This is a genomic window from Streptomyces sp. CRN 30 (assembly GCF_034105845.1).
Genome location: NZ_JAVRHI010000218.1, coordinates 16,309 through 40,153, shown reverse-complemented (window position 1 = coordinate 40,153; position 23,845 = coordinate 16,309). Strand labels below are relative to the sequence as shown.

General features: G+C 72.8%; 23 protein-coding genes. 12 read left to right on the top strand and 11 right to left on the bottom strand.

What is annotated here, in order from left to right; all coding sequences use genetic code 11:
- Positions 1-57: 57 nt before the first annotated feature.
- On the top strand, positions 58-2,466 hold the full coding sequence (gene lon / locus UW392_RS23490) for an endopeptidase La (protein ID WP_320777068.1): 2,409 nt from the start codon (positions 58-60) through the stop codon (positions 2,464-2,466).
- Positions 2,467-2,550: 84 nt separating this feature from the next.
- Here the strand turns inward: lon and UW392_RS23485 are convergent, their stop codons facing one another.
- The gene (locus UW392_RS23485; RefSeq protein WP_320777067.1) at positions 2,551-3,414 is read right to left on the bottom strand and encodes a lysozyme; all 864 of its coding nucleotides are present in this window, start codon (positions 3,412-3,414) and stop codon (positions 2,551-2,553) included.
- Between the two features lie 453 nt (positions 3,415-3,867).
- On the opposite strand from UW392_RS23485, the gene UW392_RS23480 reads away from it, so the two are divergent.
- A complete protein-coding gene (locus UW392_RS23480; RefSeq protein ID WP_320777079.1) occupies positions 3,868-4,299 on the top strand; it encodes a MarR family winged helix-turn-helix transcriptional regulator in 432 nt (143 codons plus the stop codon).
- A 42-nt stretch (positions 4,300-4,341) separates the two neighbouring features.
- Here UW392_RS23480 and UW392_RS23475 read toward each other — a convergent pair whose 3' ends face one another.
- Positions 4,342-5,127, bottom strand: a complete 786-nt coding sequence (locus UW392_RS23475; RefSeq protein ID WP_320777066.1) for a protein phosphatase 2C domain-containing protein — start codon at positions 5,125-5,127, stop codon at positions 4,342-4,344.
- A 368-nt stretch (positions 5,128-5,495) separates the two neighbouring features.
- On the opposite strand from UW392_RS23475, the gene UW392_RS23470 reads away from it, so the two are divergent.
- The 6 genes from UW392_RS23470 to UW392_RS23445 all read left to right on the top strand — a co-directional run bounded on the left by UW392_RS23470 (position 5,496) and on the right by UW392_RS23445 (position 11,907).
- Entirely contained in the window at positions 5,496-8,456 is a 2,961-nt protein-coding gene (locus UW392_RS23470; RefSeq protein ID WP_320777065.1) for a nitrate- and nitrite sensing domain-containing protein, read from the top strand.
- Complete coding sequence (locus UW392_RS23465) at positions 8,453-9,019, top strand: roadblock/LC7 domain-containing protein (protein ID WP_320777064.1); 567 nt, start codon at positions 8,453-8,455, stop codon at positions 9,017-9,019. The genes UW392_RS23470 and UW392_RS23465 overlap by 4 nt, the downstream gene beginning before the upstream one ends.
- On the top strand, positions 9,016-9,519 hold the full coding sequence (locus tag UW392_RS23460; RefSeq protein ID WP_320777063.1) for a DUF742 domain-containing protein: 504 nt from the start codon (positions 9,016-9,018) through the stop codon (positions 9,517-9,519). Before UW392_RS23465 ends, UW392_RS23460 begins: the two co-directional genes overlap by 4 nt.
- Entirely contained in the window at positions 9,500-10,156 is a 657-nt protein-coding gene (locus UW392_RS23455) for an ATP/GTP-binding protein (protein ID WP_320777062.1), read from the top strand. The genes UW392_RS23460 and UW392_RS23455 overlap by 20 nt, the downstream gene beginning before the upstream one ends.
- A 67-nt stretch (positions 10,157-10,223) precedes the next feature.
- Positions 10,224-11,483, top strand: a complete 1,260-nt coding sequence (locus UW392_RS23450) for a styrene monooxygenase/indole monooxygenase family protein (protein ID WP_320777061.1) — start codon at positions 10,224-10,226, stop codon at positions 11,481-11,483.
- A 211-nt stretch (positions 11,484-11,694) separates the two neighbouring features.
- A complete protein-coding gene (locus tag UW392_RS23445; RefSeq protein ID WP_320777060.1) occupies positions 11,695-11,907 on the top strand; it encodes a hypothetical protein in 213 nt (70 codons plus the stop codon).
- Between the two features lie 103 nt (positions 11,908-12,010).
- On the opposite strand, the gene UW392_RS23440 is transcribed toward UW392_RS23445, so the two are convergent.
- The 6 genes from UW392_RS23440 to UW392_RS23415 all read right to left on the bottom strand — a co-directional run bounded on the left by UW392_RS23440 (position 12,011) and on the right by UW392_RS23415 (position 18,099).
- Positions 12,011-13,099, bottom strand: a complete 1,089-nt coding sequence (locus tag UW392_RS23440; protein WP_414496643.1) for an NlpC/P60 family protein — start codon at positions 13,097-13,099, stop codon at positions 12,011-12,013.
- A 181-nt stretch (positions 13,100-13,280) separates the two neighbouring features.
- Complete coding sequence (locus UW392_RS23435) at positions 13,281-13,643, bottom strand: hypothetical protein (protein WP_320777059.1); 363 nt, start codon at positions 13,641-13,643, stop codon at positions 13,281-13,283.
- A 10-nt stretch (positions 13,644-13,653) separates the two neighbouring features.
- Complete coding sequence (locus UW392_RS23430) at positions 13,654-14,379, bottom strand: TetR/AcrR family transcriptional regulator (protein ID WP_320777058.1); 726 nt, start codon at positions 14,377-14,379, stop codon at positions 13,654-13,656.
- 89 nt (positions 14,380-14,468) lie between these two features.
- Positions 14,469-15,932 (bottom strand): penicillin-binding transpeptidase domain-containing protein, encoded by a 1,464-nt coding sequence (locus tag UW392_RS23425; protein WP_320777057.1) that lies wholly within the window; start codon positions 15,930-15,932, stop codon positions 14,469-14,471.
- 7 nt (positions 15,933-15,939) lie between these two features.
- A complete protein-coding gene (locus UW392_RS23420; RefSeq protein ID WP_320777056.1) occupies positions 15,940-17,424 on the bottom strand; it encodes an FtsW/RodA/SpoVE family cell cycle protein in 1,485 nt (494 codons plus the stop codon).
- Positions 17,425-17,580: 156 nt separating this feature from the next.
- The gene (locus tag UW392_RS23415; protein WP_320777055.1) at positions 17,581-18,099 is read right to left on the bottom strand and encodes a protein phosphatase; all 519 of its coding nucleotides are present in this window, start codon (positions 18,097-18,099) and stop codon (positions 17,581-17,583) included.
- Positions 18,100-18,198: 99 nt separating this feature from the next.
- On the opposite strand from UW392_RS23415, the gene UW392_RS23410 reads away from it, so the two are divergent.
- Complete coding sequence (locus UW392_RS23410; RefSeq protein ID WP_320777054.1) at positions 18,199-19,002, top strand: nuclease-related domain-containing protein; 804 nt, start codon at positions 18,199-18,201, stop codon at positions 19,000-19,002.
- A gap of 70 nt (positions 19,003-19,072) precedes the next feature.
- On the opposite strand, the gene ligD is transcribed toward UW392_RS23410, so the two are convergent.
- Positions 19,073-19,972, bottom strand: a complete 900-nt coding sequence (gene ligD / locus UW392_RS23405) for a non-homologous end-joining DNA ligase (RefSeq protein WP_320777053.1) — start codon at positions 19,970-19,972, stop codon at positions 19,073-19,075.
- 57 nt (positions 19,973-20,029) lie between these two features.
- Here ligD and UW392_RS23400 point away from each other — a divergent pair, with 57 nt between their 5' ends.
- A complete protein-coding gene (locus UW392_RS23400) occupies positions 20,030-21,070 on the top strand; it encodes a Ku protein (RefSeq protein WP_320777052.1) in 1,041 nt (346 codons plus the stop codon).
- A gap of 525 nt (positions 21,071-21,595) precedes the next feature.
- Here UW392_RS23400 and UW392_RS23395 read toward each other — a convergent pair.
- Positions 21,596-22,060 carry a hypothetical protein gene (locus tag UW392_RS23395; protein WP_320777051.1) on the bottom strand — a complete coding sequence of 155 codons (465 nt, stop codon included), beginning with the start codon at positions 22,058-22,060 and terminating at the stop codon, positions 21,596-21,598.
- A 110-nt stretch (positions 22,061-22,170) separates the two neighbouring features.
- Entirely contained in the window at positions 22,171-22,551 is a 381-nt protein-coding gene (locus UW392_RS23390; protein ID WP_320777050.1) for a hypothetical protein, read from the bottom strand.
- Between the two features lie 178 nt (positions 22,552-22,729).
- On the opposite strand from UW392_RS23390, the gene UW392_RS23385 reads away from it, so the two are divergent.
- Both UW392_RS23385 and UW392_RS23380 read left to right on the top strand, forming a co-directional pair.
- Complete coding sequence (locus UW392_RS23385; protein ID WP_320777049.1) at positions 22,730-23,026, top strand: hypothetical protein; 297 nt, start codon at positions 22,730-22,732, stop codon at positions 23,024-23,026.
- Between the two features lie 194 nt (positions 23,027-23,220).
- Positions 23,221-23,604 (top strand): TIGR03618 family F420-dependent PPOX class oxidoreductase, encoded by a 384-nt coding sequence (locus UW392_RS23380; RefSeq protein ID WP_320777077.1) that lies wholly within the window; start codon positions 23,221-23,223, stop codon positions 23,602-23,604.
- The last annotated feature ends 241 nt before the right edge of the window (positions 23,605-23,845 follow it).

Sequence of the window (23,845 nt, the reverse complement as noted above, 5' to 3'; positions counted from 1 at the left end):
GGCGGCTCAGGGGCATTGAGTCGGCATAGCTCAACTTGACTGCCGAGGGAGAGACTCATGGCATCGACGTCCACACCGCTCACCTTGCCCGTGCTGCCGCTCGACGACGAGGTCGTGCTCCCGGGGATGGTGGTGCCGCTGGACCTGAACGACGCCGATGTGCGGGCCGCCGTGGAGGCCGCCCAGGCCGCCGCGCGGGCGGAGCCGGGCAAGCCGAGGGTGCTGCTGGTGCCCCGGATCGACGGGACGTACGCGAGCACGGGTGTGCTCGGCACCGTGGAACAGGTGGGCCGGCTGGCCGACGGCGACCCCGGTGCCCTGATCCGCGGGCGCGGCCGGGTGCGCATCGGCGCCGGGACCACCGGGCCGGGTGCCGCGCTGTGGGTGGAGGGGACGCGGGTCGACGAGACCGTGCCCGACCCCCTGCCCGGGCACGTCACCGAACTGGTGAAGGAGTACAAGGCCCTCGCCACCGCCTGGCTGCGCAAGCGCGGCGCCTGGCAGGTCGTGGACCGGGTGCAGGCCATCGACGACGTCTCCGCGCTCGCCGACAACTCCGGGTACTCCCCCTTCCTGACCACCGAGCAGAAGGTCGAGCTGCTGGAGACCGCCGATCCGGCGGCCCGCCTGAAGCTCGCCACCCAGCAGCTGCGCGACCACCTCGCCGAGCAGGACGTCGCCGAGACCATCGCCAAGGACGTCCAGGAGGGCGTCGACAAGCAGCAGCGCGAGTTCCTGCTGCGGCGCCAGCTGGAGGCCGTGCGCAAGGAGCTGCGCGAGCTCAACGGCGAGCAGGAGGGCGAGGAGTCCGACGACTACCGGGCCCGCGTCGAGGCCGCCGACCTGCCCGAGAAGGTCCGCGAGGCGGCCCTCAAGGAGGTCGAGAAGCTGGAGCGGGCCTCCGACCAGTCGCCCGAGGGCTCCTGGATCCGCACCTGGCTCGACACCGTGCTCGAGCTGCCGTGGAACGAGCGCACCGACGACAGCGCCGCGTACGACATCCAGGGCGCCCGGGCGGTGCTGGACGCCGAGCACGCGGGCCTGGACGACGTGAAGGAGCGGATCACCGAGTACCTCGCGGTGCGCAAGCGGCGCAGCGACCGGGGGCTCGGGGTCGTCGGCGGGCGGCGCGGCGGTGCCGTGCTCGCGCTCGTCGGGCCGCCCGGCGTCGGCAAGACCAGCCTCGGCGAGTCCGTCGCCCACGCAATGGGGCGCAAGTTCGTGCGCGTCGCGCTGGGCGGTGTCCGGGACGAGGCGGAGATCCGCGGCCACCGGCGCACCTACGTGGGCGCGCTGCCCGGCCGGATCGTCCGCGCGATCAAGGAGGCCGGGTCGATGAACCCGGTGGTGCTCCTGGACGAAATCGACAAGGTGGGCTCCGACTTCCGCGGCGACCCCGCGGCCGCCCTCCTCGAGGTCCTCGACCCGGCCCAGAACCACACCTTCCGGGACCACTACCTGGAGGTCGAGCTGGACCTGAGCGACGTCGTCTTCCTCGCCACGGCCAACGTCCTGGAGGCCATCCCGGAGGCGCTGCTCGACCGCATGGAGCTGGTCCGGCTCGACGGGTACACCGAGGACGAGAAGGTCGTCATCGCCCGCGACCACCTGCTGCCGCGCCAGCTGGAGCGGGCCGGGCTCGGCGCGGACGAGGTCACCCTCGACGAGGGCGCGCTGCGCAAGCTCGCCGGCGAGTACACGCGCGAGGCGGGCGTACGGAACCTGGAGCGCTCCGTCGCGCGGCTGCTGCGCAAGGTCGCGGCCCAGCACGAACTGGGCGAGCGGGAGCTGCCGTTCACGGTGACCGACGCCGACCTGCGCGGACTGCTCGGGCGCCCGCGCCACGTACCCGAGTCGGCCCAGGACCCGGCCGAGCGCCGTACGGCCGTCCCCGGTGTGGCCACCGGGCTCGCGGTCACCGGCGCGGGCGGCGACGTGCTGTACGTCGAGGCCTCGCTGGCCGACCCGGAGACGGGCGCGGCCGGCCTCACCCTCACCGGCCAGCTCGGTGACGTGATGAAGGAGTCGGCGCAGATCGCGCTGAGCTTCCTGCGCAGCCACGGCGCCGAACTGGAGCTGCCCGTGGGCGACCTGAAGGACCGGGGCGTGCACATCCACTTCCCGGCGGGCGCCGTGCCGAAGGACGGACCGAGCGCGGGCGTCACCATGACGACGGCGCTGGCCTCGCTGCTGTCCGGCCGGCAGGTCCGTACGGACGTGGCGATGACCGGCGAGGTCTCGCTGACCGGGCGGGTGCTGCCGATCGGCGGCGTCAAGCAGAAGCTGCTCGCCGCGCACCGGGCCGGGATCACCACGGTGGTCATCCCCAAGCGCAACGAGCCCGACCTGGACGACGTGCCCGCCGAGGTCCTCCAGAAGCTCGACGTGCACGCCGTGACGGACGTCCGCCAGGTGCTGGAACTGGCGCTGTCCCCGGCGGAGGTGGAGCTGCCGGCCGTGGCGTGACGGACACGGCCGGTCGAGGGAGGCCCGGACCCCGCAGGGGGTCCGGGCCTTCTCGCGACGGTGCGGAGATCCATCAGAAGCGCCCTAGCCGTTGGCGAGGGCCACCAGCCGGTCCAGCGCACCGTTGAACCGGTTGTGGTCGCCGACGATCGGGCCGGTGGCCGTGTACTGCCACATCGTGTAGCTGCCCCAGCCCGCCGGCAGGGCACCCACGGAGGAGGCGTAGCGCGCGACCCACAGCGGGTGGACCGCGCCGACGCCGGCGTGGCCGCCCGTGCACTGGTTCCACCAGTTGGCGGCCGTGTAGACGACGGCGTGGCGGCCGGTGTGCTGCTTGTACCGGTCCAGGAAGTCACGGATCCAGGCGACCATCGCGCCCGGCGACTTGCCGTAGCAGGGGCTCCCGTACGGGTTCCACTCGATGTCCAGCACACCCGGCAGCGTCCTGCCGTCCGCCGACCAGCCGCCGCCGTTGCTGACGAAGTAGTCCGCCTGGGCCGCGCCGGAGGAGGAGTTGGGCGTCGCGAAGTGGTAGGCGCCGCGCACCATGCCCGCGCCGGCGGAGCCGTTGTACTGCTGCGCGTAGTAGGGGTTCCGGTAGGACGTCCCCTCGGTGGCCTTCACGTAGGCCCAGCGGACACCGCTGTTCCACAGGGCGGGCCAGGCGACGTTGCGCTGGTGGCTGCTGACGTCCACGCCCTCGGTGTGCAGGGCCCGGTCCGTCGGGGCGCCGCCCTCTGCGGGCCGGGCGCCCCGGCCCTCGTGCAGGAGGACGCCCGCGCCCATGTACGCGGAGCCGGGGGCCACGACGGGGCCGGGGGCGGGGGCGGGGGTGGCGGCCGTGGCGGCGGCGGGGAAGGGCAGGAGCAGGGCGAACACGGCGACCAGCGCCGCGCGGAGGGGGAGGGCGGAGCGCGAGCGGGTGGAACGGAATCTGCGCGCGGGCATGACGGGCCTCCGAAGGGCTCGGTGATGCTCGGTGGGGGGTGCGAGGGGGGCGGAGACAGGGTGGGGTGACGAGGGGAGGGGAGACCGGAGGGAGCGCCGGTGCTCGGCCGGTGCGGCCGGTGCCTACGGACGCGGCGGGCCTGTCGGCACAGCGGGGCTTCACCCGGGGGAAGGGGAGAGAAGTGGGGGGAGTGGCGCGATCATGACAATGTGCGCCTGTCACGACGCTACGCGCGTCCGCGGCCACCGGGAAGGGGGGCCGGAGGACGCCGTTGGTCTACGCCTGCGAAATACTGGCCGAGCTGCGGCGATGGCTGCCTTTGACGGAAACTTTCAGAAACGGGAAACCGGAGCAGGGGTACGGACGTGCACGAGGACGGCAACAGCGGCGCGCATCGGCAGGACGGGTCCGGGGGCGGCTCCGGGGACGGATCCGAGGTGCCGGGCGGCGGCATGGACCTCGCCTACCTGGACCTCGAGCGGGAGCTGACGGTCCTGCTGCGCCGCGCCCGCGCCAAGTCCGGCGAGATGGCCCGCGCGGTCCACCCCGACCTGGAGTCCTCCGCGTACGGGCTGCTCGCCCGGCTGGAGACCGGCGGCGGGCTGCGTGCCACGGAGCTCGCGGCCTACTTCGGCGTCGGCAAGGCCACCATGTCCCGCCAGCTGCGCGCCCTGGAGGAGCTCGGCCTGGTGGCCCGCGAGCCCGACCCCGCGGACGGCCGCGCCTGGCTCGTGCGCCTCACCGAGGAGGGGCGGGAGCGCTTCCGCCGGGTGCGGGACGCCCGCCGCGAGCGGTACGTGCGCCGGCTGACCGGCTGGGACCGGACGGAGGTCGCCGAACTGGCCCGGCTGCTGCACCAGTTCAACGAGGGCGACGACGCCTGAGAGCCTGTGAACGGACTCCGGCCGGGGATGTGGCACAGGCGATCACGGCTCCACGTACACCACCGTCGCGTCGTCGTGCCGCTTGGCCCGGCCCAGGTGCGTCCGGGCGGAGTCGGCGCGTTCCAGGGCCCGTACGCGCCGCACCAGCTCCGGCGCCCCCTCCTCGCGCACGACCCAGAAGCAGTCGGCCCAGTCGCCCTGCCGGAACCGGTCCACCCAGCGCGTCGCCCCGTCCGTCAGCGCGGCCAGGGCGTGCACCCGCCCGCGCGGCAGGGTGCCCGTCACCGCCCGCCGGGCCACCGACGGGTCGGCCGCCGCCGTGAAGAAACCGCCCTCCCGGTTCCGCAGCGTCGTGTCCGTCACCGCGGCCGAGGTCAGGGACGCGCGCGGCAACCGTGCGAGGCGGTCGTCGAGGACCGCGGTCACCGCCCCGTCCACCCCCTGGAGCAGCAGCGCCGCGTCCGACAGCACCAGGTACTCCACGGACTGCGGGGACCAGCGCGCCAGGGCCACGGTCGCCTGCGGGGTACGCGGGTGAGAAAGATCACAGGTTGAGGCGTGCGAGCTCGCGGTACGGGCGATCGCCTGCGCGAGCACGCCGGGCAGGGGCAAGTCCGTACGGGAAACGGACAGTTCGGTCAGGGCGCCGCCGAGGCGCGAGGTGAACCACGCGACCGTGTGCCGGCATCCGTACGCCTCCCGGGGCGGAGTCACGCCGTCCAGTACGACGAGTGAACCGCCTTGCCCCGAAACGGGAACCGCGACCGCGGCGAAGTCCTCGTTGGCGAGGTCGGGGCTGCCGGGCTCGGAGATCACTTCCGTACGCATCCCGTCAGTCTGCACGAGCCGTTCACCCGTTCCGCGAAGGCCCGGCAACGGGCGTCCGGTGGATGCGAACCGCAGGTCAGGCACCGGATGCGGCGTGCAATGATCAAGCTCGGCGACGGGTGGCGGCGAATATTGCCAAAGCCCGCCGTCCACGTCCAACCGGCCCACCGAGTACCGTCCTGGCACGGGCCGGAGGAACTTGCCCGCCAACTCCCCTCCGGGGTTCACTCCTTCGGGTGGCGGGTCTGGCGATGGGGGACCACCGCCCACCGGCACTGGGAGGGTCGGGAGCCGTACCGGGGAAGACGTCGAAGTTGACGGGGCGTCACCCGGGTTCATGCGTACACGAGTCAGGAATGCGAGCACCGGTGCAGAAGAAGCGGCCTCGGCGCACAGGCAAGCAGTCGGCCTCCAAGGCCGCTCCGGAGCAGGGCGGACCCAACGACGACAAGCAGCAGCAGCCCGCCGTCGGCACCGGCCGTCCCGCGCGCGTGCGCACCCGGCTCATCGGTGCCGTCGCCGTCGTGGCGGCCGCCGTCGCCGCCGCCGGGGCGCCCTCGGTCATGGCCGCGTCCGAGCAGTTGCACGACTCCCAGAACCTGGTGACGCTCGCCGAGCGGACCCAGCAGGCGCTCACCCTCGCCCACGCCCTCGCCGACGAGCGGGACGAGGTCACCTCGTACATCGCCGCGGGACGGCCCGAGGCGGAGGCCCCCGGCGAGGAGAGCAGCGCGCGCGTCGACCGGCAGGCCGAGGAGCTGGAACAGGACGCGGACGCAGGCCTGCGCGAGGACCTCGCCGGCCTCGCCGGGGTGCGCCGGGCGGCGCTGACGGGGGAGGGCACCGCGCTCGAGGCGCACGAGGCGTACTCGGCCGTCATCGCCGAGCTGCACGCCCTCGCCGAGGACCTGGCCGAGCGACTGCCGCCCCGCGCGGGCGCCGGCGCGTACGCGCTCGCCGACCTCGACACCGCCGTCCAGCAGGCCGCCGCGGCCCGCGGACTGCTGCTCGCCGCGCTGCACGTGCCGACGTCCACACAGACCGTCTACGACCCCCTCACCGGCCTGCCCACCACCCAGAACACCGCGTCGGAGGCCGACGCCGCGCAGCGCGACGCCCTCAGCGCCGCCGCCCAGCAGGCCCGGGTCCGCTCCGACGCGGCCCTCGCCGGCTTCCGCGAGACGGCGCCGGAGCGCGCCCGCGACGCGTACGACTCCACGGTCACCGGGCCCGAGGCCGCCGACGCCGACGACCACCTCGGCGAGCTCACCGACCGGCCGGAGCTCTCCGACGGCGAGCTGGGCACCGCCACCGACGAGCTGGACGCGGCGCTCACCGCGCGTGTCGAGCTGATGCGCGGCGCGGAGGCCTCCCTCTACGACCGGCGCACCAAGGACCTGGCCCAGCTCCGCGACGAGGACGTCACCGCGCTGGAGATCCGCATCGCGCTCCTCGGCGGCCTGCTGCTCGTCGCCGTCGGCATCACCACCGCCATGGCCCGCACCCTCACCCGCCCGCTGGCCGTGCTGCGCATCGGCTCGGCCCGCGTCGCCGCCGACCCGGTCACCGAGGAACCCGTCAAGTTCACCGGCCGCAACGACGAGTTCGCCCAGGTCGTCCGCTCCGTCAACGCGCTCCAGGCGCACGCCGTCGCGCTGCACGAGCGGCTCACGCCCCTGGAGGGCGACCGCAAGCACCTCATCGGCCAGCGCCAGCGCATGGCCGACGAACGCGACCGGCTGCGCACCGAACTCGCCGAGGCCGCCGCGCAACTGGAGCGGGTCCGCACCGGCAGGAGCGACGCACTCGTCAACCTCTCCCTGCGCACCCTCGACCTCGTCGAGCGCCAGCTCGCCGTCATCGAGCAGATGGAGGAGCGCGAGCAGGACCCCGACCGGCTCGCCACCCTCTTCAAGCTCGACCACTTCGCCACGGTCATGCGCCGCCACAGCGAGAACCTCCTCGTCCTCGCGGGCGCCGAGCACGGCCAGCAGCACGCGGGTCCGGTACCGCTCGTCGACGTCGTGCGCGCAGCCGTCAGCGAGATCGAGCGCTACGACCGGGTCCGCATCGCCGCGCTGCCGCCGCACGCGCACGTCACCGGGTCCGCCGCCGACGACCTCAGCCACCTGATCGCCGAACTGCTGGAGAACGCCGCCTCCTTCTCCCCGCCCGACGCGCCCGTCGAGATCTCCGGCTGGCTGCTGGAGAACGGCGAGGTGATGCTCTCCGTCCAGGACGAGGGCATCGGCATCACCGCCGACCGGCTGGAGCGGGTCAACGCCCGGCTGAAGCACTTCGACCCTGATGAACCGTTCGACCAGGAGAGCGGCGACGGACTCGGGCTCGGGCTGTACGTGGTGGCACGCCTCGCCCACCGGCACGGCGTCCGCGTACGGCTGCGCGAGCAGAAGCAGAGCGGTATGGCGGCCGTCGCGGTACTGCCCAAGCCGCTGCTCGCCGCCGCCTCCGCGACCGCGGTCCCCAGCACCGGCGCGGTGGGCGCGGACAGCCCGTCGATGCCCCTGCCGGGCGCCGACGCCGAGGCCAACTCCAACGTCCTGCCCGCCCGCTCGACCGTCGTCGTGCGCGAGCCGGACGGCACCGGCGACCCGCTGATCGAGGCGGCGGAACGGGCCCTGCGTGAGCGGGGGGCCACCGGGGGCGATGGCGCTGCCGTACGGGAGGGCGACGCCGTACGGGAGGACGACGCGGAGGACGCCGGGGAGGCGCCCGCGGCCGAGGAGCATGCGGCCGAGCAGGAACATACGGCCGAGCAGGCCCCCGAGCGGGTCTCCGAGATGACGATGGAGCTGGTCCCCCCGGCACCGCCCACGGAGTCCGAGGCGTCCGAGACAGCGCCGGAAGCACCTGGAGCTCCCGGTGCCCCCGAAGTCCCCGGTGCCCCCGAAGCCCCCGAAGATCCTGCGGCGCGGCCCGTCGACCCGTTCGCCATCGGCCCGGACGCCCACGAGCGTGCGGCCGACGAGGGGGAGGCCACCCCCGGTACCACCCCTGACACCACCCCTGGCACCGGCACCACCACCGAGACCCCCCGGCTGACCGACAAGGGCCTCCCCAAGCGCACCCCCAGGATCAACGCACCCGCACCGGCCGCCCGGCCCCGCGCGGGTGGCGTGAACGCCGAGGAGCTGCGGCGCCGGCTCGGCGGCTTCCACCAGGGCGCCCAGGACGGCCGGCGCGACGTCGCCGCGGAGATCGCCGAGAAGACGGGCGAGACCAAGGTGCCCGCTCCACGCCGGCACGAGCAGGACGAAGTCGAGACAGTCGAGACACCGGGGGGCACTTCCGAGGAGGCAAGCAGTTGACAGCGCCCAGCACCACCTTCGGACTGAGCCATGAGGCCCGCAACCTGCACTGGCTGCTGACCAACCTCGTGGAGGAGGTGCCGGGCCTGTTGTCGGTCGCGGTGGTCTCCTCCGACGGTCTGCTGCTGCTCTCCTCCGACCCCGGCAGGAACGCGGAGGCGCGGGAGGGGCGGGCGGACTTCTCCCGCGGGCCCAGGGGCTCCGCCGCCGACCTCGCCACGATCGTCTCCGGCATCGGCAGCCTCACCATCGGTGCCGCCAAGCTGATGGACGTCGGCGCGGTCAAGCAGACGATGGTCGCGATGGACGAGGGCAGCCTCTTCGTCATGTCGATCAGCGACGGCTCACTGCTCGGCGTGCACGCCGCCCCGGAATGCGACATGAGCGTGGTGGCGTACCACATGGCGCTCTTCGTGGGCCGCGCCGGACACGTCCTGACCCCCGAACTCCGCAGCGAACTGCGCGCGTCGCTGGAGACGGAGACGGAGACGGATACGCAGACGGCGACGGCGACGGCGACGGCGACGGCGAGGGTGACGGGAAGGGCGGGGAACGCGCGATGAGCTCGTCCAGAGCGTCGCGGAAACCGCGCGGGCCGGGGCGGACGCCCTCCCCGGCCGGCGCGGGTACGGCGGCGCAGAAGAGGCTGCCCGTCCGCGGCGGCGACCGCAGACCCGCCCGGGTCCGCCCGTACTCCCTCACCGGCGGCCGCACCCGCACCGGCCACGTGCTGCTCGTCGAGACGTTCGTCGCCGCCCTGGAAGCCCCGGACGGGCGGCAGGAACTGGCGGACGGGACCGCCGGGACGTTCACCGCCGCCGGGAGCGGCCCGCTCGCCGCCAAGGTGATGCCGGAGATGCGGGCCATCGTCGAACTCTGCCGCCGCATGCGGACGGTGGCCGAGATCGCCGCGCTGCTGAGGATGCCGCTGGGCGTGGTCCGCGTCCTCCTCAGCGATCTCGCGGACCAGGGGAAGATCCGTGTGTACGGAACAGGTCACGGCCCGGGACAGCCGGACCGCGCACTGCTGGAAAGGGTGCTGAGTGGACTCCGTCGTCTCTGACGCCGCCCGGGCGGGCCGCCGCGCCGCCCCGGCCTTCCCGCGCGTCGCGCTGGAGGAAGAGCTGAAACCCTGGCAGGCCGACATCACCCGCGCCCCCATCGCGACGAAGATCGTGGTCGCGGGCGGCTTCGGGGCCGGCAAGACCACCCTCGTCGGCACCGTCTCGGAGATCGAGCCGCTGCAGACCGAGGCGCTGATGACCGAGGCGAGCGAGGCCCACGACGACCTCTCGGCCACCCCGGACAAGATCACCACCACGGTGGCCATGGACTACGGCCGCATCACGCTCGACGACGACCTGGTGCTCTACCTGTTCGGCACGCCGGGGCAGCAGCGGTTCTGGTTCATGTGGGACGACCTGATCCGCGGGGCGATCGGCGCGGTCGTCCTCGCCGACACCCGGCGCCTCGCGGACTGCTTCCCGGCGCTCGACTACTTCGAGAGCTGCGGGCTGCCGTACGTCGTCGCCGTCAACCACTTCGACGGCAGCGAGCTGTACGAGCCCGAGGACGTGCGCGAGGCCCTGACGGTGCCCGCGCACATACCCGTCGTGATCATGGACGCGCGGCGCCGCATATCCGTCGTGGAGACCCTCCTCGCGCTCTGCGCGCACGCCATCTCCGTCAGCCCCGAGTAGTTCCGAGTAGTTCCGAGTAGTTCCGAGCATCGACCCCGAGCCGTCGCGAGCAGGAGAACACCCCCGGATGCGGAAGATCCTCGTCGTCGGAGCCGGCCAGTCCGGGCTCCAGCTCGCCCTCGGCCTCCAGTCGCACGGGTACGAGGTCACCCTGATGTCCAACCGGACGGCGGACGAGATACGCACCGGCCGGGTCATGTCGACGCAGGTCATGTTCCGCACGGCACTGCGGCACGAGCGCGACCTGGGGCTGGGCTTCTGGGAGTCCCGGGCCCCGCGGATCGAGGGCCTCGGCGTGTCCGTCACCGGCCCCGGCCCGCAGCGCGTCGTCGACTGGGTGGGCCGGCTCGACGGGTACGCGCAGTCGGTCGACCAGCGCGTGAAGATGGCCGGCTGGCTGGACACCTTCGCACAGCGCGGCGGCCGGCTCGTCGTCCACGGCGCGGCGGTCGGCGACCTGGACTACTTCTCCCGCGCCTACGACCTGGTGCTGGTCTCGGCGGGCAAGGGCGAACTGGTGTCGATGTTCGGCCGCGACGCCGCCCGTTCCCCGTACCGCGCACCGCAGCGCGCCCTCGCCGTCTCCTACGTGCACGGGCTGGGCCCGCGCCCGGAGCACCCGGACGTCGAGGCGGTGCGCTGCAACCTGGTGCCGGGCGTCGGCGAGCTGTTCGTCATCCCGACGCTCACCACCTCGGGCCGCGCCGACATCCTGTTCTGGGAGGGCGTGCCCGGCGGCCCCGTCGACGCCTTCCAGGGCCTCAAGGACCCGGCGGAGCACCTCTCCCTGACGCTCGGGCTGATGGAGCGGTACACGCCCTGGGAGTACGCGCGCGCCACGAAGGTCGAGCTCACCGACGCGGGCGGCACCCTCGCCGGCCGCTACGCCCCGACCGTCCGCCACCCCGTCGCCCACCTCCCGGGCGGCGGACTCGCCCTGGGCGTGGCCGACGTGGTCGTGGCGAACGACCCCGTCACCGCCCAGGGCGCCAACTCGGCCGCGAAGTGCGCCGCCGCCTACCTGGCCGCAATCCTGGAACACGGCGACGAGGAGTTCGACGAGCCCTGGATGCGGGCCACCTTCGACCGGTACTGGGAGACCGCGCGGCACGTCACCAGGTGGACCGGCACCATGCTCGGTGACCTCCCGGAGCAGGTGCTGCACCTGATCGGCGCGGCGGGCGCCCTGCCCCCGGTCGCGGACCGCCTCGCCAACGGCTTCGACGACCCCGCGGACTTCGAGGACTTCTTCTACGAGCCGGAGCACACGGAGGCGTACCTGACCTCGGTCACCGGCACCGGCACCGGTACTCCGGCCGGTACCTGACCGCAACACGGCCGGGACCCGTACGGGTGCCGCAGTGGGCCGTTCGGGTGCGGGCGTGTGGGCAGTTCGTGCTAATTGGCGCCGCTCGTCGAGCGCGGAGCTCACCGATCGCGACGCTGCGGGGACATCCTCTCGTTCGGGCGTCGGGAGCTCCGTCACGGGACCCCGGTCCGCCCACGCTTGTCATGCAGCGCCTACAGGAGGTTGTGGTATGCGTTCTCTCGTGCGTTCGGTTCTCGTCGGCTGTGCCGTGACGGGTCTGGCCCTGGCGGGTTCCGCCTCGGCCCAGGCCGGTGACGAAGGTGGCAACGACACCCGCGTCGGCGTCAACAAGGAGGTCTCGGACTCGGGCTGGGGATCGGGCAACGACTCCGTCATTCCGGCAGCCGGATCCCAGATCTTCGGATCCCTGGTGCAGGACTGACCCTGCGGCAACCGGCGGGCGGGCGCACCACGAGGTGCACCCGCCCGCCGTCGTATCGTCCTGTCGTCCGCCGCGTCCCATGCGGGGCGTACCACTCGTTCCCCTAGTTCCCCCCGTATCCGTCGTCCGGCCCGTCCAGTGCCCCCTCGGGCAGTTCCGGGGGCGTGTACCGCGCCCGCGCCAGGGGCCTCTCCTCCGGGTCCGGGCGCACCGCGCCCAGCACCGGGTTCGCCGCGAGCGGGGACACCTTCACCTCCGCCCCGGGGCGCGGCGCGTGCAGGACCAGCCCGTCGCCGAGGTAGACGGCCACATGCGTGGCCTCGGGGAAGTAGACGACCAGGTCCCCGGGCCGCAGCCGCCCGAGCGGCACCCGGGGCAGCCGCGCCCACTGCTCCTGGCTGGTGCGGGGGACGGCCCGCCCCGCGTGCGCCCAGGCCCGCGAGGTGAGCCCGGAGCAGTCGTACGCGTCCGGCCCCGCGGCGCCCCACGCGTACGGCTTGCCGAGCTGCCGCACGGCGTACCCGAGGGCCGCGGCACCCCCTTCGGTGGGCGGCCGTACGCCGTCCAGCGCCCCCGAGGCGAGGAGCCTGCGCTGGGCTCCGGCCGCCTCCTCCCGCTCCAGCGCGGCGATCCGGCCCAGCTCCTCGTCGCCGATCGAGGCGAGCAGCTCCTCGACCCCGCGCAGCCGCTTCCGTACGCCGTCCCGCTGCGCCGCGCGCCGCCCGGCGAGCGAGAGCTGCGCGTCGAGGGCCCGCCGGGCCTTCCCGGCGAGCGCGTCGGCGCGCCGCTCGCCGCCGGTCAGCCGGGCCACGGTGGCGGCCCGTTCCAGGGACACCCGGCGGATGACATGGCCCTGGTCGAGCGCCTGCCGCGGGTCGCTGGCCAGCAGCAGCCGCAGGTAGGGGGAGAGGTCGGTGCGGCTCCGGTACTGCTGCCGGGCTAGCAGGCCGGCGGCGGTCCGGCCGTCCCGCAGCGACCGGCGGGCCGCGGCGAGCCGCCGGTCCAGCCGCCGTACCCTGGCGCGCTGCCGGTCCAGCTCCTCCCCGGTCGCGTTGTACGCCTCGGTAGCCGCCTCGGTCTGCCGGTACAGCCGCCGCAGCTCCGCCAGCAGCCCGGCCGTGGAGCGCTCGGGGACGGGTCGGTCGGCGACGGTCACGGCGACGGCGGGGGTTCCGGCCACGAGGGCCGTCACGGTCACGACCGTACAGACCAGGCGCGCCCGGCCTGCCCGTCCTGCCCGGGGGACCGGGCCTCTCGGCCTTGCTGACACGACATCACCTCCGGTGCGGCGATGGAGGGTCCACCGCGCACCGGCAGGATGGGGCGGGCGCGGCCGCGGCGCCTGCCGGGATGGTCGTCCGGGACCAAGGGCGTCACTCGTCGGCGGTGTCGCCCCGCGCGCCCGGCGTGTCAGCTGGCCCTTGTCCCTGTCCCTGTCCCTGTCCCTGCCCTTGTCCCTGCTCCGGCTCCGGCTTCGGCTTCTTGGACCAAGGCCACCGGGGGCCGCCGGCCCGGCCCTCCGGGTCGTACGCGTACTGCCACCTGTGGCCGAGGGCGAAGCGCCCGCTCTGCGGCCGTGGCACCCGCCGGTAGAACAGCACGGTCGGCGGCCCGCCCGCGGTGGCCGGCACCGGGACGCGGTACGTCTTCGGCGGGTGCCCGGTGATGCCGAGGAGCACGGGCAGGACGCGCCCGTCCAGGGGGCCGCCGACGAAGGGAGTGTCTTCGCTCTTCACGCCACCAGTGTCACAACAGATGACCCGCGTCCCCGACGACGGGCAGCACGCGCCGCAGAAGTCCGCCGACCGCCCCCTCGGCGTCCTCCAGCGCCAGCGCCTCGCGGATCACCTCGGCGGTCTGCTCGTCGCGCCCCGCGGTGACCACGAGACAGACGACGAACTGCTCGACCAGCCAGTCCCGCAGCTCGTCCCGCGCCGGCACCTTGCCCTCGTCCAGCCAGATCAGGGAGGCGGCCTCGACGGAACTTATCCACGTCCGCACGGTCATCCGCAGCCGCGCCCCGGGCTGCGCGGCCCCCAGGTGGAGCAGGATGTGCCCGGCGGCCGCCCGCCGCACCCCGTCCACGATGGCGTTCGTACGGGAGGTCTCCACCACGCTGCCGCCCTGGAGCAGCGCGCTGAACCCGGTGTCGTGCTCGTCGACGAAGGTCAGGTAGCGGTCGAGGGCCCGGGTGAGCCGCTCGGTGAAGGGCCCCTCGGGCGGCTCCGCGAAGCACTGCTCCAGCTCGTCGGCGGCGGACCGCAGGGCGGCCTCGTACAGCTGCTGCTTGCCGCCGGGGAAGTACCGGTACACCAGCGGCCGGGACACCCCGGCCGTCTCCGCCACGTCGTCCAGCGAGATCTCCTCGGGCGCCCGGTGCGCGAACAGTTCGAGCGACGCCGCGAGGAGCTGGCGGCGCCGCTGCTCGACACTCAGCCGCCGGTACGCGCGTGTGGGAACCTCCGAGGCCATGCCCGGCAGCGTAACGGCTGGAGTCGTGCCCGCGGCCGCGGCGGGTACGTCGCTCGCAGCGCGCAGACGGACGCCGTCGTCCCGCGCGCTCACGACCCGAGCACCGCCTCCATCACGGCCCTCGCGACGGGTGCCGCGTCCCCGCCCCCGCTGATCTCCCCGCGGTCGGCGTCGGCGTTCTCCACGACGACCGCGACCGCCACCGCGGGCGCCGCCGCGTCCCGGGCGCGGGCCCAGGAGATGAACCAGGCGTACGGCGTGCCGGAGTTGCCCACGCCGTGCTGGGCGGTGCCGGTCTTGCCGCCCACCGTGGCGCCCTCGACGGCCGCCCGCCCGCCGGTGCCCTCCGCCACCACGCCCGTCATCAGCTCGCGCAGCCGCGCCGCCGTGACCGGTGTCATCGCCTGGTGCGGCGGGCGGGGCACGGTGACCGACACCGTGCCGCCGGAGGCGTTCGTCGCCCGCTCCACCAGGTACGGCGCCCGGACCGAGCCGCCGTTCGCGACGGCCGCGGTGACCATCGCCATCTGCAGCGGGGTGGCCCGGGTGTCGAACTGGCCGATCGAGGAGAGCGCGAGCTGCGCCCGGTCCATGCCGGTGCCGGTGGCGAAGCTGCTCGGCGCCACGGGCAGGGGGATACGCAGTTCCGTGTGGTCAAAACCGAGGCCGTGCGCCGTGTCCGCCATCCGGTGCTGCCCGACCCGTACGCCGAGCCGGGCGAAGACCGTGTTGCACGACCACTCGAAGGCATAGCGCAGCGAGGCGTCCTCGCACCCGTCCACCTCGTTGGACAGCGCGGTCGACGTGCCGGGCAGCGTGTACGGGTCGGGGGAGCGGGTCGGCGCGTCGACGTCCCGGACCAGCCCCGCGTCCAGCGCCGCCGCGGCCGTCACCACCTTGAACGTCGACCCCGGCGGGTACGTCTGCCGGATCGCCCGGTTGAGCATCGGCCTGCTCGCGTCCCCGCTCAGCCGCTTCCACGCCGCGGTCGCCGACCGGCCGTTCCCGGCCAGCTCCCCGGGGTCGTACGACGGTGTCGAGACCAGCGCGAGGACGCGCCCGGTGGCCGGTTCCAGGGCCGCGACCGCGCCCCGGCGGGAGCCCAGTGCCCGGTAGGCCGCGAGCTGTGCGGCGGGGTGGACCGTGGTGACGATCCGGCCGCCCGGGGTGTGGGTCCGCGCCATGTCGTTCCAGGCCGGGAGGAGCGACAGCGTCGGCTCGGTGCCCGCGAGCACCCGGTCCTCCACGTCCTCCAGCAGCGTGGCCCCGTACTTCTGCGAGGCGAAGCCGGTGACGGGCGCGTACAGCGGGCCGTCCTCGTACGTCCGTTCGTAGCGGAGCTGTTCGCCGGTGTCGCGGGAGCCGGTGACCGCGCGGCCACCGACCACGATGTCCCCGCGCGGCTGGCCCCACCGGGCGATCGACGGCCGCCGGTTGGCCGCGTTGTCGTCGTACGAGGAGGCCTGGAACACCTGGATACGGGTGGCGTTCGCCAGCAGCGCGACGAACAGCAGGGCACACAGGGCGGCCGCCCTGCGGATGTACGTCGTCATGTCCCTCTTACGGCCCCTTCTCCAGGACGCGGCCCGCCGCGCCCGCATCCGCGCCCTTGTTCGCACGCGTACCGGCGCCCGCACCTGCACCCGCCCGTGCCCGCCGCCCCGCGGCCCGGCCCCGGATGTCCTGTCCGCGGGCGGAGTCGCTCATCCGGATCAGCAGGGCCACGATGATCCAGTTGGCGACCACCGAGGAGCCGCCCTGCGCCAGGAACGGCATCGCCATCCCGGTGAGCGGGATCAGCCCGGTCACCCCGCCCGCGATCACGAAGACCTGGAGGGCGACGATCGACGCCAGACCGGTGGCGAGCAGCCGCCCGAAGGGGTCCCGCAGGGCGAGGCCGGTCCGGTAGCCGCGCTCCACCAGCAGCCCGTACAGCAGGAACAGCGCCGTCAGCCCGGCCAGGCCCAGCTCCTCGCCCGCCGTCGCCAGGATGAAGTCCGACTTCACCGCGAACCCGATGAGCACGGAGTGCCCGAGGCCCAGCCCGGTGCCGAGCGCGCCGCCGGCGGCGAACGAGAACAGGGACTGCGCGAGCTGGCCCGGACCGCCCCCCGCCTCGATCGACGCGAACGGGTGCAGCCAGTCCTCGACCCTGCCGTGCACGTGCGGTTCCAGCCGGCCCACCGCGACGGCGCCCGCGACCGCCAGCAGCAGCCCGACCGCGATCCACCCGGTGCGCCCGGTCGCGACGTAAAGCAGCACGATGAACAGTCCGAAGAACAGCAGCGAGGTGCCGAGGTCCCGCTCCAGGACCAGTACGCCGACGCTCAGCAGCCAGATCGCGGCGATCGGGCCGAGCACGCGCCCGGTGGGCAGCTCGACCCGCTTCAGTCCCCACAGCCGGCGGCCCGTGTACGTGAGCGCGTGCCGGTTGCCCGCGAGGTACCCGGCGAAGAACACCGCGAGCAGCACCTTCGCGAACTCGCCCGGCTGGATGGAGAACCCGGCGATCCGGATCCAGATGCGGGCGCCGTTCACCGCGGGGAAGAGGATCGGCAGGGCCAGCATGACCAGCGCGGCGACCATCGACACGTACGTGTAGCGCTGGAGCACCCGGTGGTCACGCAGCAGCAGCACGGCCGCGGTGAACAGCCCCACGCCCAGCGTGGACCACACCAGCTGCGCCGGGGCCGCCCGGTCGCCGGGCGTCTCCAGGTCCAGGCGGTAGATCAGCACCAGGCCGAGCCCGTTGAGCAGGACGGCGATGGGCAGCAGCAGCGGGTCGGCGTACGGCGCCCGCAGCCGTACCGCGAGGTGCGCGAAGAGCGCCAGCACGGCGAGCCCGGCCCCGTAACCGGCGGCGCCGGGCGGGACGGAGCCGGTGCGGGCGAGGCCGACGGCGCAGTATCCGTACACGGGGAGCAGGACGGCGACCGTGAGGAGCGCGAACTCGACGCCACGGCGCCCGGGCAGGCGTACCGCCGGAGGTGACGGATCCGCCGCCACGGACGTTCCGGACGCTCCGGACGTTCCGGCCTTGGTCATGTCCGGAACATAGCAAGTGAGCTGCTCGATGTCCCGGTATGTCGCGACAATCGGCCCATTGCGGTGTACTTGGTGGTGCACTGGGCGGCGTGCGCGCCGCAGGCGGCGGCTGTGCCCCTACGCGACCGCGCATGCGGGACCGCCCATGCGGGACGGCTACTCCGGCACCTCCTCCGCGAGCTCCTCCAGCAGCCGGGCGGTGGCCAGACCCGCCCGCAGGTAGTCCACGAACAGCTGGTTGTGCAGCGCCCACGGCGAGCGGCGGGAGCGGATCAGCCGGATCGCCTCGTCGGGGGACCGCCCCCTGCGGACCAGCGAGTGCGCCACCACGAGCCCGGACCGGTTGTAGCCGTGGAAGCAGCGCACCAGTACGCGCCGCCGCCCCTCCAGCCCCTCGCACGCGGTCTGCGCGAGCCGCATCACGCCCGCCAGCTGGGTCCCGTCGAGCGGCCCGTCCGGTATGGGCCACACATGGTGCTCGACGCCCTCGTCCGGCCCGTGCTCCGGGAGCCGCAACAAGGTCAGGACCAGATCGAACTCCGCGTGTACGACCACGCGTTCGCGCTCACCGGCGCGTCCGGCGAACTCGTGCCCGCCCATCCACAGGCCGGGCACGATCTCGTTCCACGGACTGTCCGGGGCCGGTACATCGGGTTGCTTCCTGCGGGTCCGCAACGACGCCTCCCCCCAACTCCCCCCAACTGCCCTCAAAGGTAACCGGCTTCTTGCCCCTGGAGCACCCCGCCTGTTCCCATGGTCGTGGGGTGATGGTGCATGAACGGACTGCGCGTCATACCGACCTGGAAGCACGGGCAGGAACGGCTGTACGTCTGCCGCACCGACGGCAGGAACATCGCCTGGTACGACCGGCGGGCCGCCCGGGTGAACCTGCTCAGCGAGGACCGCCGGGAGGACGTGCTGGACGTGCTCGGCCCCTTCCTCACCGGCCCGGTCACCGTCGGCCCGCCCCCGGTGCCGACCTCCGCGGAACTGGCCCGCCTCACACTCCCCCCGGACGACGACCTGGCCCCGAACCGCCCCGGCGAGACCCTCCTGGTCGCCCTCGACCGCGACCCGGACCCGCCCCGCCGGCTGCGCCCCGACCCGCGCCGCCGCTCCCTGGCGGCGGAGCAGGCGGTGGGGGAGACGCTGGACGGCCTGGAGGCCGGGGGCTGGCGCACCCTGCACTCGATCGCGCTCCCCGGCGGCGACCGCATCCACCACCTGCTGATCGGTCCCGGCGGCCTCTACTGCGTGCGCGCCGTCCACGCCCACAAACAGCGTGTCCTGATCGACGACCCGATGGTCGCGGTCGGCCGCCGCCCGCCGCGCCCCCTGTTGCGGTACCTCCGGGCGGACGCCGACCGCGCCGCGTACGCGCTGACGGCGGACGTCCGCCCGGTACTGGCGCCCGTCGGCGCGTGCGGCATCGAGGTCACGGCACCGCTGCGGGAGGCGCGCGTCCTGCCGGCGGAGGAGCTGTACGGGCTGGCCCGCGCGGGCGGCGTCCTCAAGCCGGCCGAGGTGGAGGCGCTGCACGCGGTGGCACGGAACCGGCACACGTGGGCGCGGGTGTAGCGGGGCGCCTTACGGCCTCACGGGGTCGGGGTCTACGGGGCGCCTCGCGTCCTCGTCCTCGTTCTCGCATTCAGGAACTCGAGCTCTCGGGCAGCGGGCGAGAACGTGCGGGGTCGAACAGGGGCGCGAGCAGATCGCCGCCGTACGCCTCCAGCCGCGCCCCGATGTCGGACGCGAGGAAGGAGAGCTCGTCCGGGCCGCCGCACCCTGCCACCTCCTCCCAGGTGACCGGCGCGGACACGGTGGGCGCCGGGCGGGCGCGCAGGGTGTACGGGGCGGCGGTGGTCTTGCGGGCGGCGTTCTGACTGAAGTCGACGAACACCTTCCCCGGCCGCAGGCTCCTCGTCATCCGGTGGACCACCAGCCCCGGCATGGCCTGCGAGGCCTCCACGGCCAGCCCCTTCGCGTAAGCGCTGACCTGCCCGGACGGCGTGGGCACGAGGGCGGCCAGCAGATGCAGCCCCTTCGAGCCCGACGTCTTCGCGTACGCCTCGATCCCGTCCGCCGCCAGCCGCTCCCGCAGCCACAGGGCGACCTCGCAGCACTGCACGACGGTCGCGGGCGGCCCGGGATCGAGATCGAGGACGATCCGGTCGGCCACCTCCGGGTCCTGGACGCGCCACTGGTGCGTATGGAACTCGGTGGCGAGGTTCGCCGCCCACATCAGGCTCGGCAGGTCCTGGACCAGCACCATCCGCGAGGGCCCCTCCGAGCGCGGCACCTCGGCGGTCGTTACCCAGTCGGGCGTACCGGGCGGCACGTTCTTGACGAAGAAGAGCTGGCCGTCGGGCCCGTCCGGGTACCGCAGGAAAGACAGTGCCCGGTCCCGCAGGTGGGCCAGCAGGGCGTCCGCGGCCGTCGCGTAGTAGTGCAGCACCTCGGCCTTGGTGAAGCCGGTCGCGGGATACAGGACCTTGTCGAGATTGGTGAGGGTGACCTTCCGCCCCTCCACGACCGTGACAGTCGACATAAGATAAGGATTCCACACAAAGGGTGAAGAGGGGCGGGAGCGAGAGGGGCGACGAACGTGAGATCCATCTGGAACGGAGCCATCTCCTTCGGCCTGGTCAGCATCCCGATCAAGCTGGTGAACGCCACCGAGAGCCACTCGGTCTCCTTCCGCCAGATCCATACGGAGGACGGCGGCCGGATCCGTTACCGCAAGGTGTGCGAGCTGGAGGACCGCGAGGTGACCTCGGGCGAGATCGGCAAGGCGTACGAGGACGCCGACGGCACGATGATCCCCATCACGGACGAGGACCTGTCCGCGCTGCCGATCCCGACCGCACGCACCATCGAGATCGTCGCCTTCGTACCCGGCGACCGCATCGACCCCCTCCAGATCGACCGTGCGTACTACCTCGCCGCCAACGGCGTGCCCGCCGCCAAGCCGTACACCCTGCTCAGAGAGGCATTGAAGCGCAGCGGCAGAGTCGCGATCTGCAAGTTCGCGCTGCGCGGCCGGGAGCGCCTCGGCATGCTCCGCGTGGTGGACGACGTCATCGCCATGCACGGCCTCCTCTGGCCCGACGAGATCCGCTCACCCGACGAGGCCGCCCCGGACAGCAACGTCTCCGTACGCGACCAGGAACTCGACCTCGCCGACGCCCTGATGGACACGCTCGGCGACATCGACCTCGACGAGATGCACGACGACTACCGCGAGGCCCTGGAGGAGGTCATCGCCGCCAAGACGGCCGGCGAGGCCCCGCCCTCCGCACCCGCGTCGGCGCAGGGCGGCGGCAAGGTCCTGGACCTGATGGCGGCCCTGGAGAACAGCGTCCGCGCCGCCCGCGAGTCGCGCGGCGAACGGGTCGCCGAGGTGACCGCCCTGCCGCCTTCGTCGTCCCGCGGCACCGCCGAACGGAAGAAGCCGACGGGAAAGAAGTCGACGTCCACGACGAAGAAGACGGCGGCGGCGGGGGAGAAGAAGGCGGCGACGGCGACGACGAAGAAGGCGACGTCGGCGTCGACGTCATCCGGGACGGGGACGAAGAAGACGGCGTCCTCCGGCACCGGCACCAAGAAGACGGCGGCGAAGAAGACGACGAGGAAGCGCGCGTCCTGAGCCGAGCGCGCCTCACGACCTCACGGGTTCTCGATCCCGCTCCCGGTACCGGCACCAGCACTGGCACCGGTACTCACGATCACATCCCAGTCGCGGTCGAACACCTCCTCGCGCTCACCCGCACTGAGCGCCGACCGCACCGTCACCCGCACCAGACCGGGCCCTTCCGCCTCCGTACGCATCACGACGCACCACCGCCCCGCGACTACGTCCCGCGCGGAGAGGGCGAGCAGATCACCGGGAAGCAGCTCGCGGGCGGGAACGAGACGGGCGCCCGAACCTGGACTCGAGCGCGACCGCGAGTGCGAGTGAGAGTGCGAGCGCGAACCCGAACCCGTCTCGAAGCGGACGCGCGGTACACGGCTCATCTCATGCATCTCATGCCCCATCTCGGCAGAGGCCCCCTGAGATGCGGCCGACACCCGCCGTTCCGTCGTTCGAGAAATGGTTCCCCGTTCAATCTCCCAACTCACGCACGGACGCCAAACCTTGCGTGGTCGCTCCACCGCACGCACACAGCCGGGCTCAGCAGTGTTCCGAACCGTCGGCACTCGCGACGATCTCCGCGTACACGAAGCCGTCGTCCAGGCGCTCCACGCTGAAGTAGGCCGTCGTGCCTCCCACCGACTTGACGAAGCACTCAGGCACCGTCGCACCCCCGGCTGCGCCCCGCGTCCGCCAGCCATCAGCCAGCGCAGCTTCCCGGTAGCGCCCCAGATAGTTCTCGGGCGAGCCGCCGTACGGATACCGCGCCCCCACGACCACGAAGAGATCGTCCTCGTCGCACGACTGGGACCGCTCTTCCTGCCCCGCACCCTCCGGCGTCTCCACGTCCAGCACCGCCTCGTGGGCCATCACCTCGGCGAGCCGGTCCTCTTGCCCGCCGCAGCCGTAGGCGAAAAGAAAGAACGCAGCGGGCAACCCGACGAACAGCAACCCCAAAACACCTACAAGGGCGACCAGTTGGCGCCTCGACATGCCTGTCCTCATGCCGTCGGACGCTACCGCAGACCTCTTCTGACCGGCGCGAAACGGCCCGCCGACGAGGTCGACGGGCCGTCACGCACCATCAGCTCACCGCACGGAAATACGGGAGCCGATCAGTAGCAGGGGGTGCCGTCATCCTCGCGCCACGTCACGTCGGTGACGTGCATGGGCATCGTGAAGTAACTGCCCGAGACCTTGTTGACGCAGGTCGTGTACGTGCGCCCCTGCAGCTCGCCCTCGGCGACGACGTACGTCATCGTCACGTCCCGGGACGTGTGGTTGTAGAAAATGTGCCCGGGAGCGCTGCCGGACCATTCCTCGTCGGTCGTCAGCGACGGAGCCATGTCGGTGTCGCCGTACCAGAACTCGGGCCACACGCAGAACTGCCCGACCGGACAGTTCCCGGCGGACCACGCCGAAGCGCTGGGCGCGGAAGCCATGACACCGAGGAAGGCGGCGGGTATCGCGGCAAGGGCGATAGCCTTGAGACGCATGGGGGGACTCCATTCTTGGGACGTCCTGGGCACGCTAAAGCCGACGATGTTGAAAGGTCAAGCGTCCAATTCGGGGTGTATGCGGGGGGTATGCGGGTTATCAACCGCAGCGTTTGACCATTAGGTGGAATGCCTGCATTCGAGGGCTTATATATACCCACCCGATCCCGGAGGAGCCATGGACCTGCTCACCTCGCTCGACGAAGCGGTGGCAGCCCTCGAAGAACCGCTGACGCAACGCGACGTCGAGGAGGGCTGGACCGACGACCTCCGCCGCGAGGTGCAGGAGGAAATCTCGGTCAACCGCTCAGCCCTGCGCCGGCACGGACTCTGGATGGTGCACTACCTGCGGCCGCGCCTGGACGAGTGGATGGACCGTGAGGCGATACGACCGGGACGTTTACGGCAAGCGGTGCTGAACGCGCAGCAACGGCTGACGGACCACCGCGGCGGCGGATCGCAGGAAGGCGCTTGAGAAAAGGGCAGGACAAGCATCCGTGCTCTTCGCAAGATCAAGATCAAGATCAAGATCAAGATCAGGGTCAGGGGCAGGGCCGAACAACCGGCCTGACTGCCTCTGCATACGCTCGTGGGCGTCGAGCTGATTCTTCCGCGCCAAGGAGACCGACGTTGAACAGCAACGCACCGCAGGCTGCTGATGGGGACGACATGTTCTGGCGGGAGCGCCGCACATGCTTCCTGACCACGCTCAGGCCCGACGGCACTCCACATCTCACCCCGGTCGGCGTCACGTACGACTCCGAGACAAGAATCGCTCGCGTCATCACCGACGGCGGCAGCAAGAAGGCACTCAACATCCGCGCTGCCCTGGCCACCCATGCCGAAGCGCGTGTGTCGGTCGGCCAGGTCGAGGGCCGACGCTGGTGCACGCTCGAGGGCACCGCCGTGATCAAGGACGATCCCACCTCCGTCACCGATGCCGAACGCCGGTACGCCGAGCGGTACAAGACCCCGCGAACCAATCCGAACCGGGTGGTCATCGAGATCACCGTCACCCGCGCCATGGGTACCGCGAAGCCCTCCGGGTGGTGACCGACGCGTTCGCCGGCCGGGGCCGGCCCTCCCGCGCGCGATTGCTCGTCATCCACGGGCCCCTCCTGCTTTTCGTTTCACGGCCCGGGGGAGCAGCGATTTATCAGGTCGCCGGCTTCCAACGGCCACCGTAATCCTAGACAAGGCTTGATCCGCAACGAAAGGCGAACTAATGTCTGGCGGGTCGGGCAATTCTAGGGGGGCAACGTGTCGACTTCGGTAGATCACGATTTACCGTTCT

What these genes read in the sequence shown, in the direction of transcription:
- ligD (WP_320777053.1), bottom strand. Translation starts at nt 19,972, where the DNA reads ATGTCGACTGTCACGGTCGTGGAGGGGCGGAAGGTCACCCTCACCAAT.
- UW392_RS23410 (WP_320777054.1), top strand. Translation starts at nt 18,199, where the DNA reads ATGAACGGACTGCGCGTCATACCGACCTGGAAGCACGGGCAGGAACGG.
- lon (WP_320777068.1), top strand. Translation starts at nt 58, where the DNA reads ATGGCATCGACGTCCACACCGCTCACCTTGCCCGTGCTGCCGCTCGAC.
- UW392_RS23485 (WP_320777067.1), bottom strand. Translation starts at nt 3,414, where the DNA reads ATGCCCGCGCGCAGATTCCGTTCCACCCGCTCGCGCTCCGCCCTCCCC.
- UW392_RS23390 (WP_320777050.1), bottom strand. Translation starts at nt 22,551, where the DNA reads ATGCGTCTCAAGGCTATCGCCCTTGCCGCGATACCCGCCGCCTTCCTC.
- UW392_RS23380 (WP_320777077.1), top strand. Translation starts at nt 23,221, where the DNA reads ATGTTCTGGCGGGAGCGCCGCACATGCTTCCTGACCACGCTCAGGCCC.
- UW392_RS23425 (WP_320777057.1), bottom strand. Translation starts at nt 15,932, where the DNA reads ATGACGACGTACATCCGCAGGGCGGCCGCCCTGTGTGCCCTGCTGTTC.
- UW392_RS23475 (WP_320777066.1), bottom strand. Translation starts at nt 5,127, where the DNA reads ATGCGTACGGAAGTGATCTCCGAGCCCGGCAGCCCCGACCTCGCCAAC.
- UW392_RS23395 (WP_320777051.1), bottom strand. Translation starts at nt 22,060, where the DNA reads ATGAGGACAGGCATGTCGAGGCGCCAACTGGTCGCCCTTGTAGGTGTT.
- UW392_RS23480 (WP_320777079.1), top strand. Translation starts at nt 3,868, where the DNA reads ATGGACCTCGCCTACCTGGACCTCGAGCGGGAGCTGACGGTCCTGCTG.
- UW392_RS23450 (WP_320777061.1), top strand. Translation starts at nt 10,224, where the DNA reads ATGCGGAAGATCCTCGTCGTCGGAGCCGGCCAGTCCGGGCTCCAGCTC.
- UW392_RS23385 (WP_320777049.1), top strand. Translation starts at nt 22,730, where the DNA reads ATGGACCTGCTCACCTCGCTCGACGAAGCGGTGGCAGCCCTCGAAGAA.
- UW392_RS23420 (WP_320777056.1), bottom strand. Translation starts at nt 17,424, where the DNA reads ATGACCAAGGCCGGAACGTCCGGAGCGTCCGGAACGTCCGTGGCGGCG.
- UW392_RS23445 (WP_320777060.1), top strand. Translation starts at nt 11,695, where the DNA reads ATGCGTTCTCTCGTGCGTTCGGTTCTCGTCGGCTGTGCCGTGACGGGT.
- UW392_RS23430 (WP_320777058.1), bottom strand. Translation starts at nt 14,379, where the DNA reads ATGGCCTCGGAGGTTCCCACACGCGCGTACCGGCGGCTGAGTGTCGAG.
- UW392_RS23460 (WP_320777063.1), top strand. Translation starts at nt 9,016, where the DNA reads ATGAGCTCGTCCAGAGCGTCGCGGAAACCGCGCGGGCCGGGGCGGACG.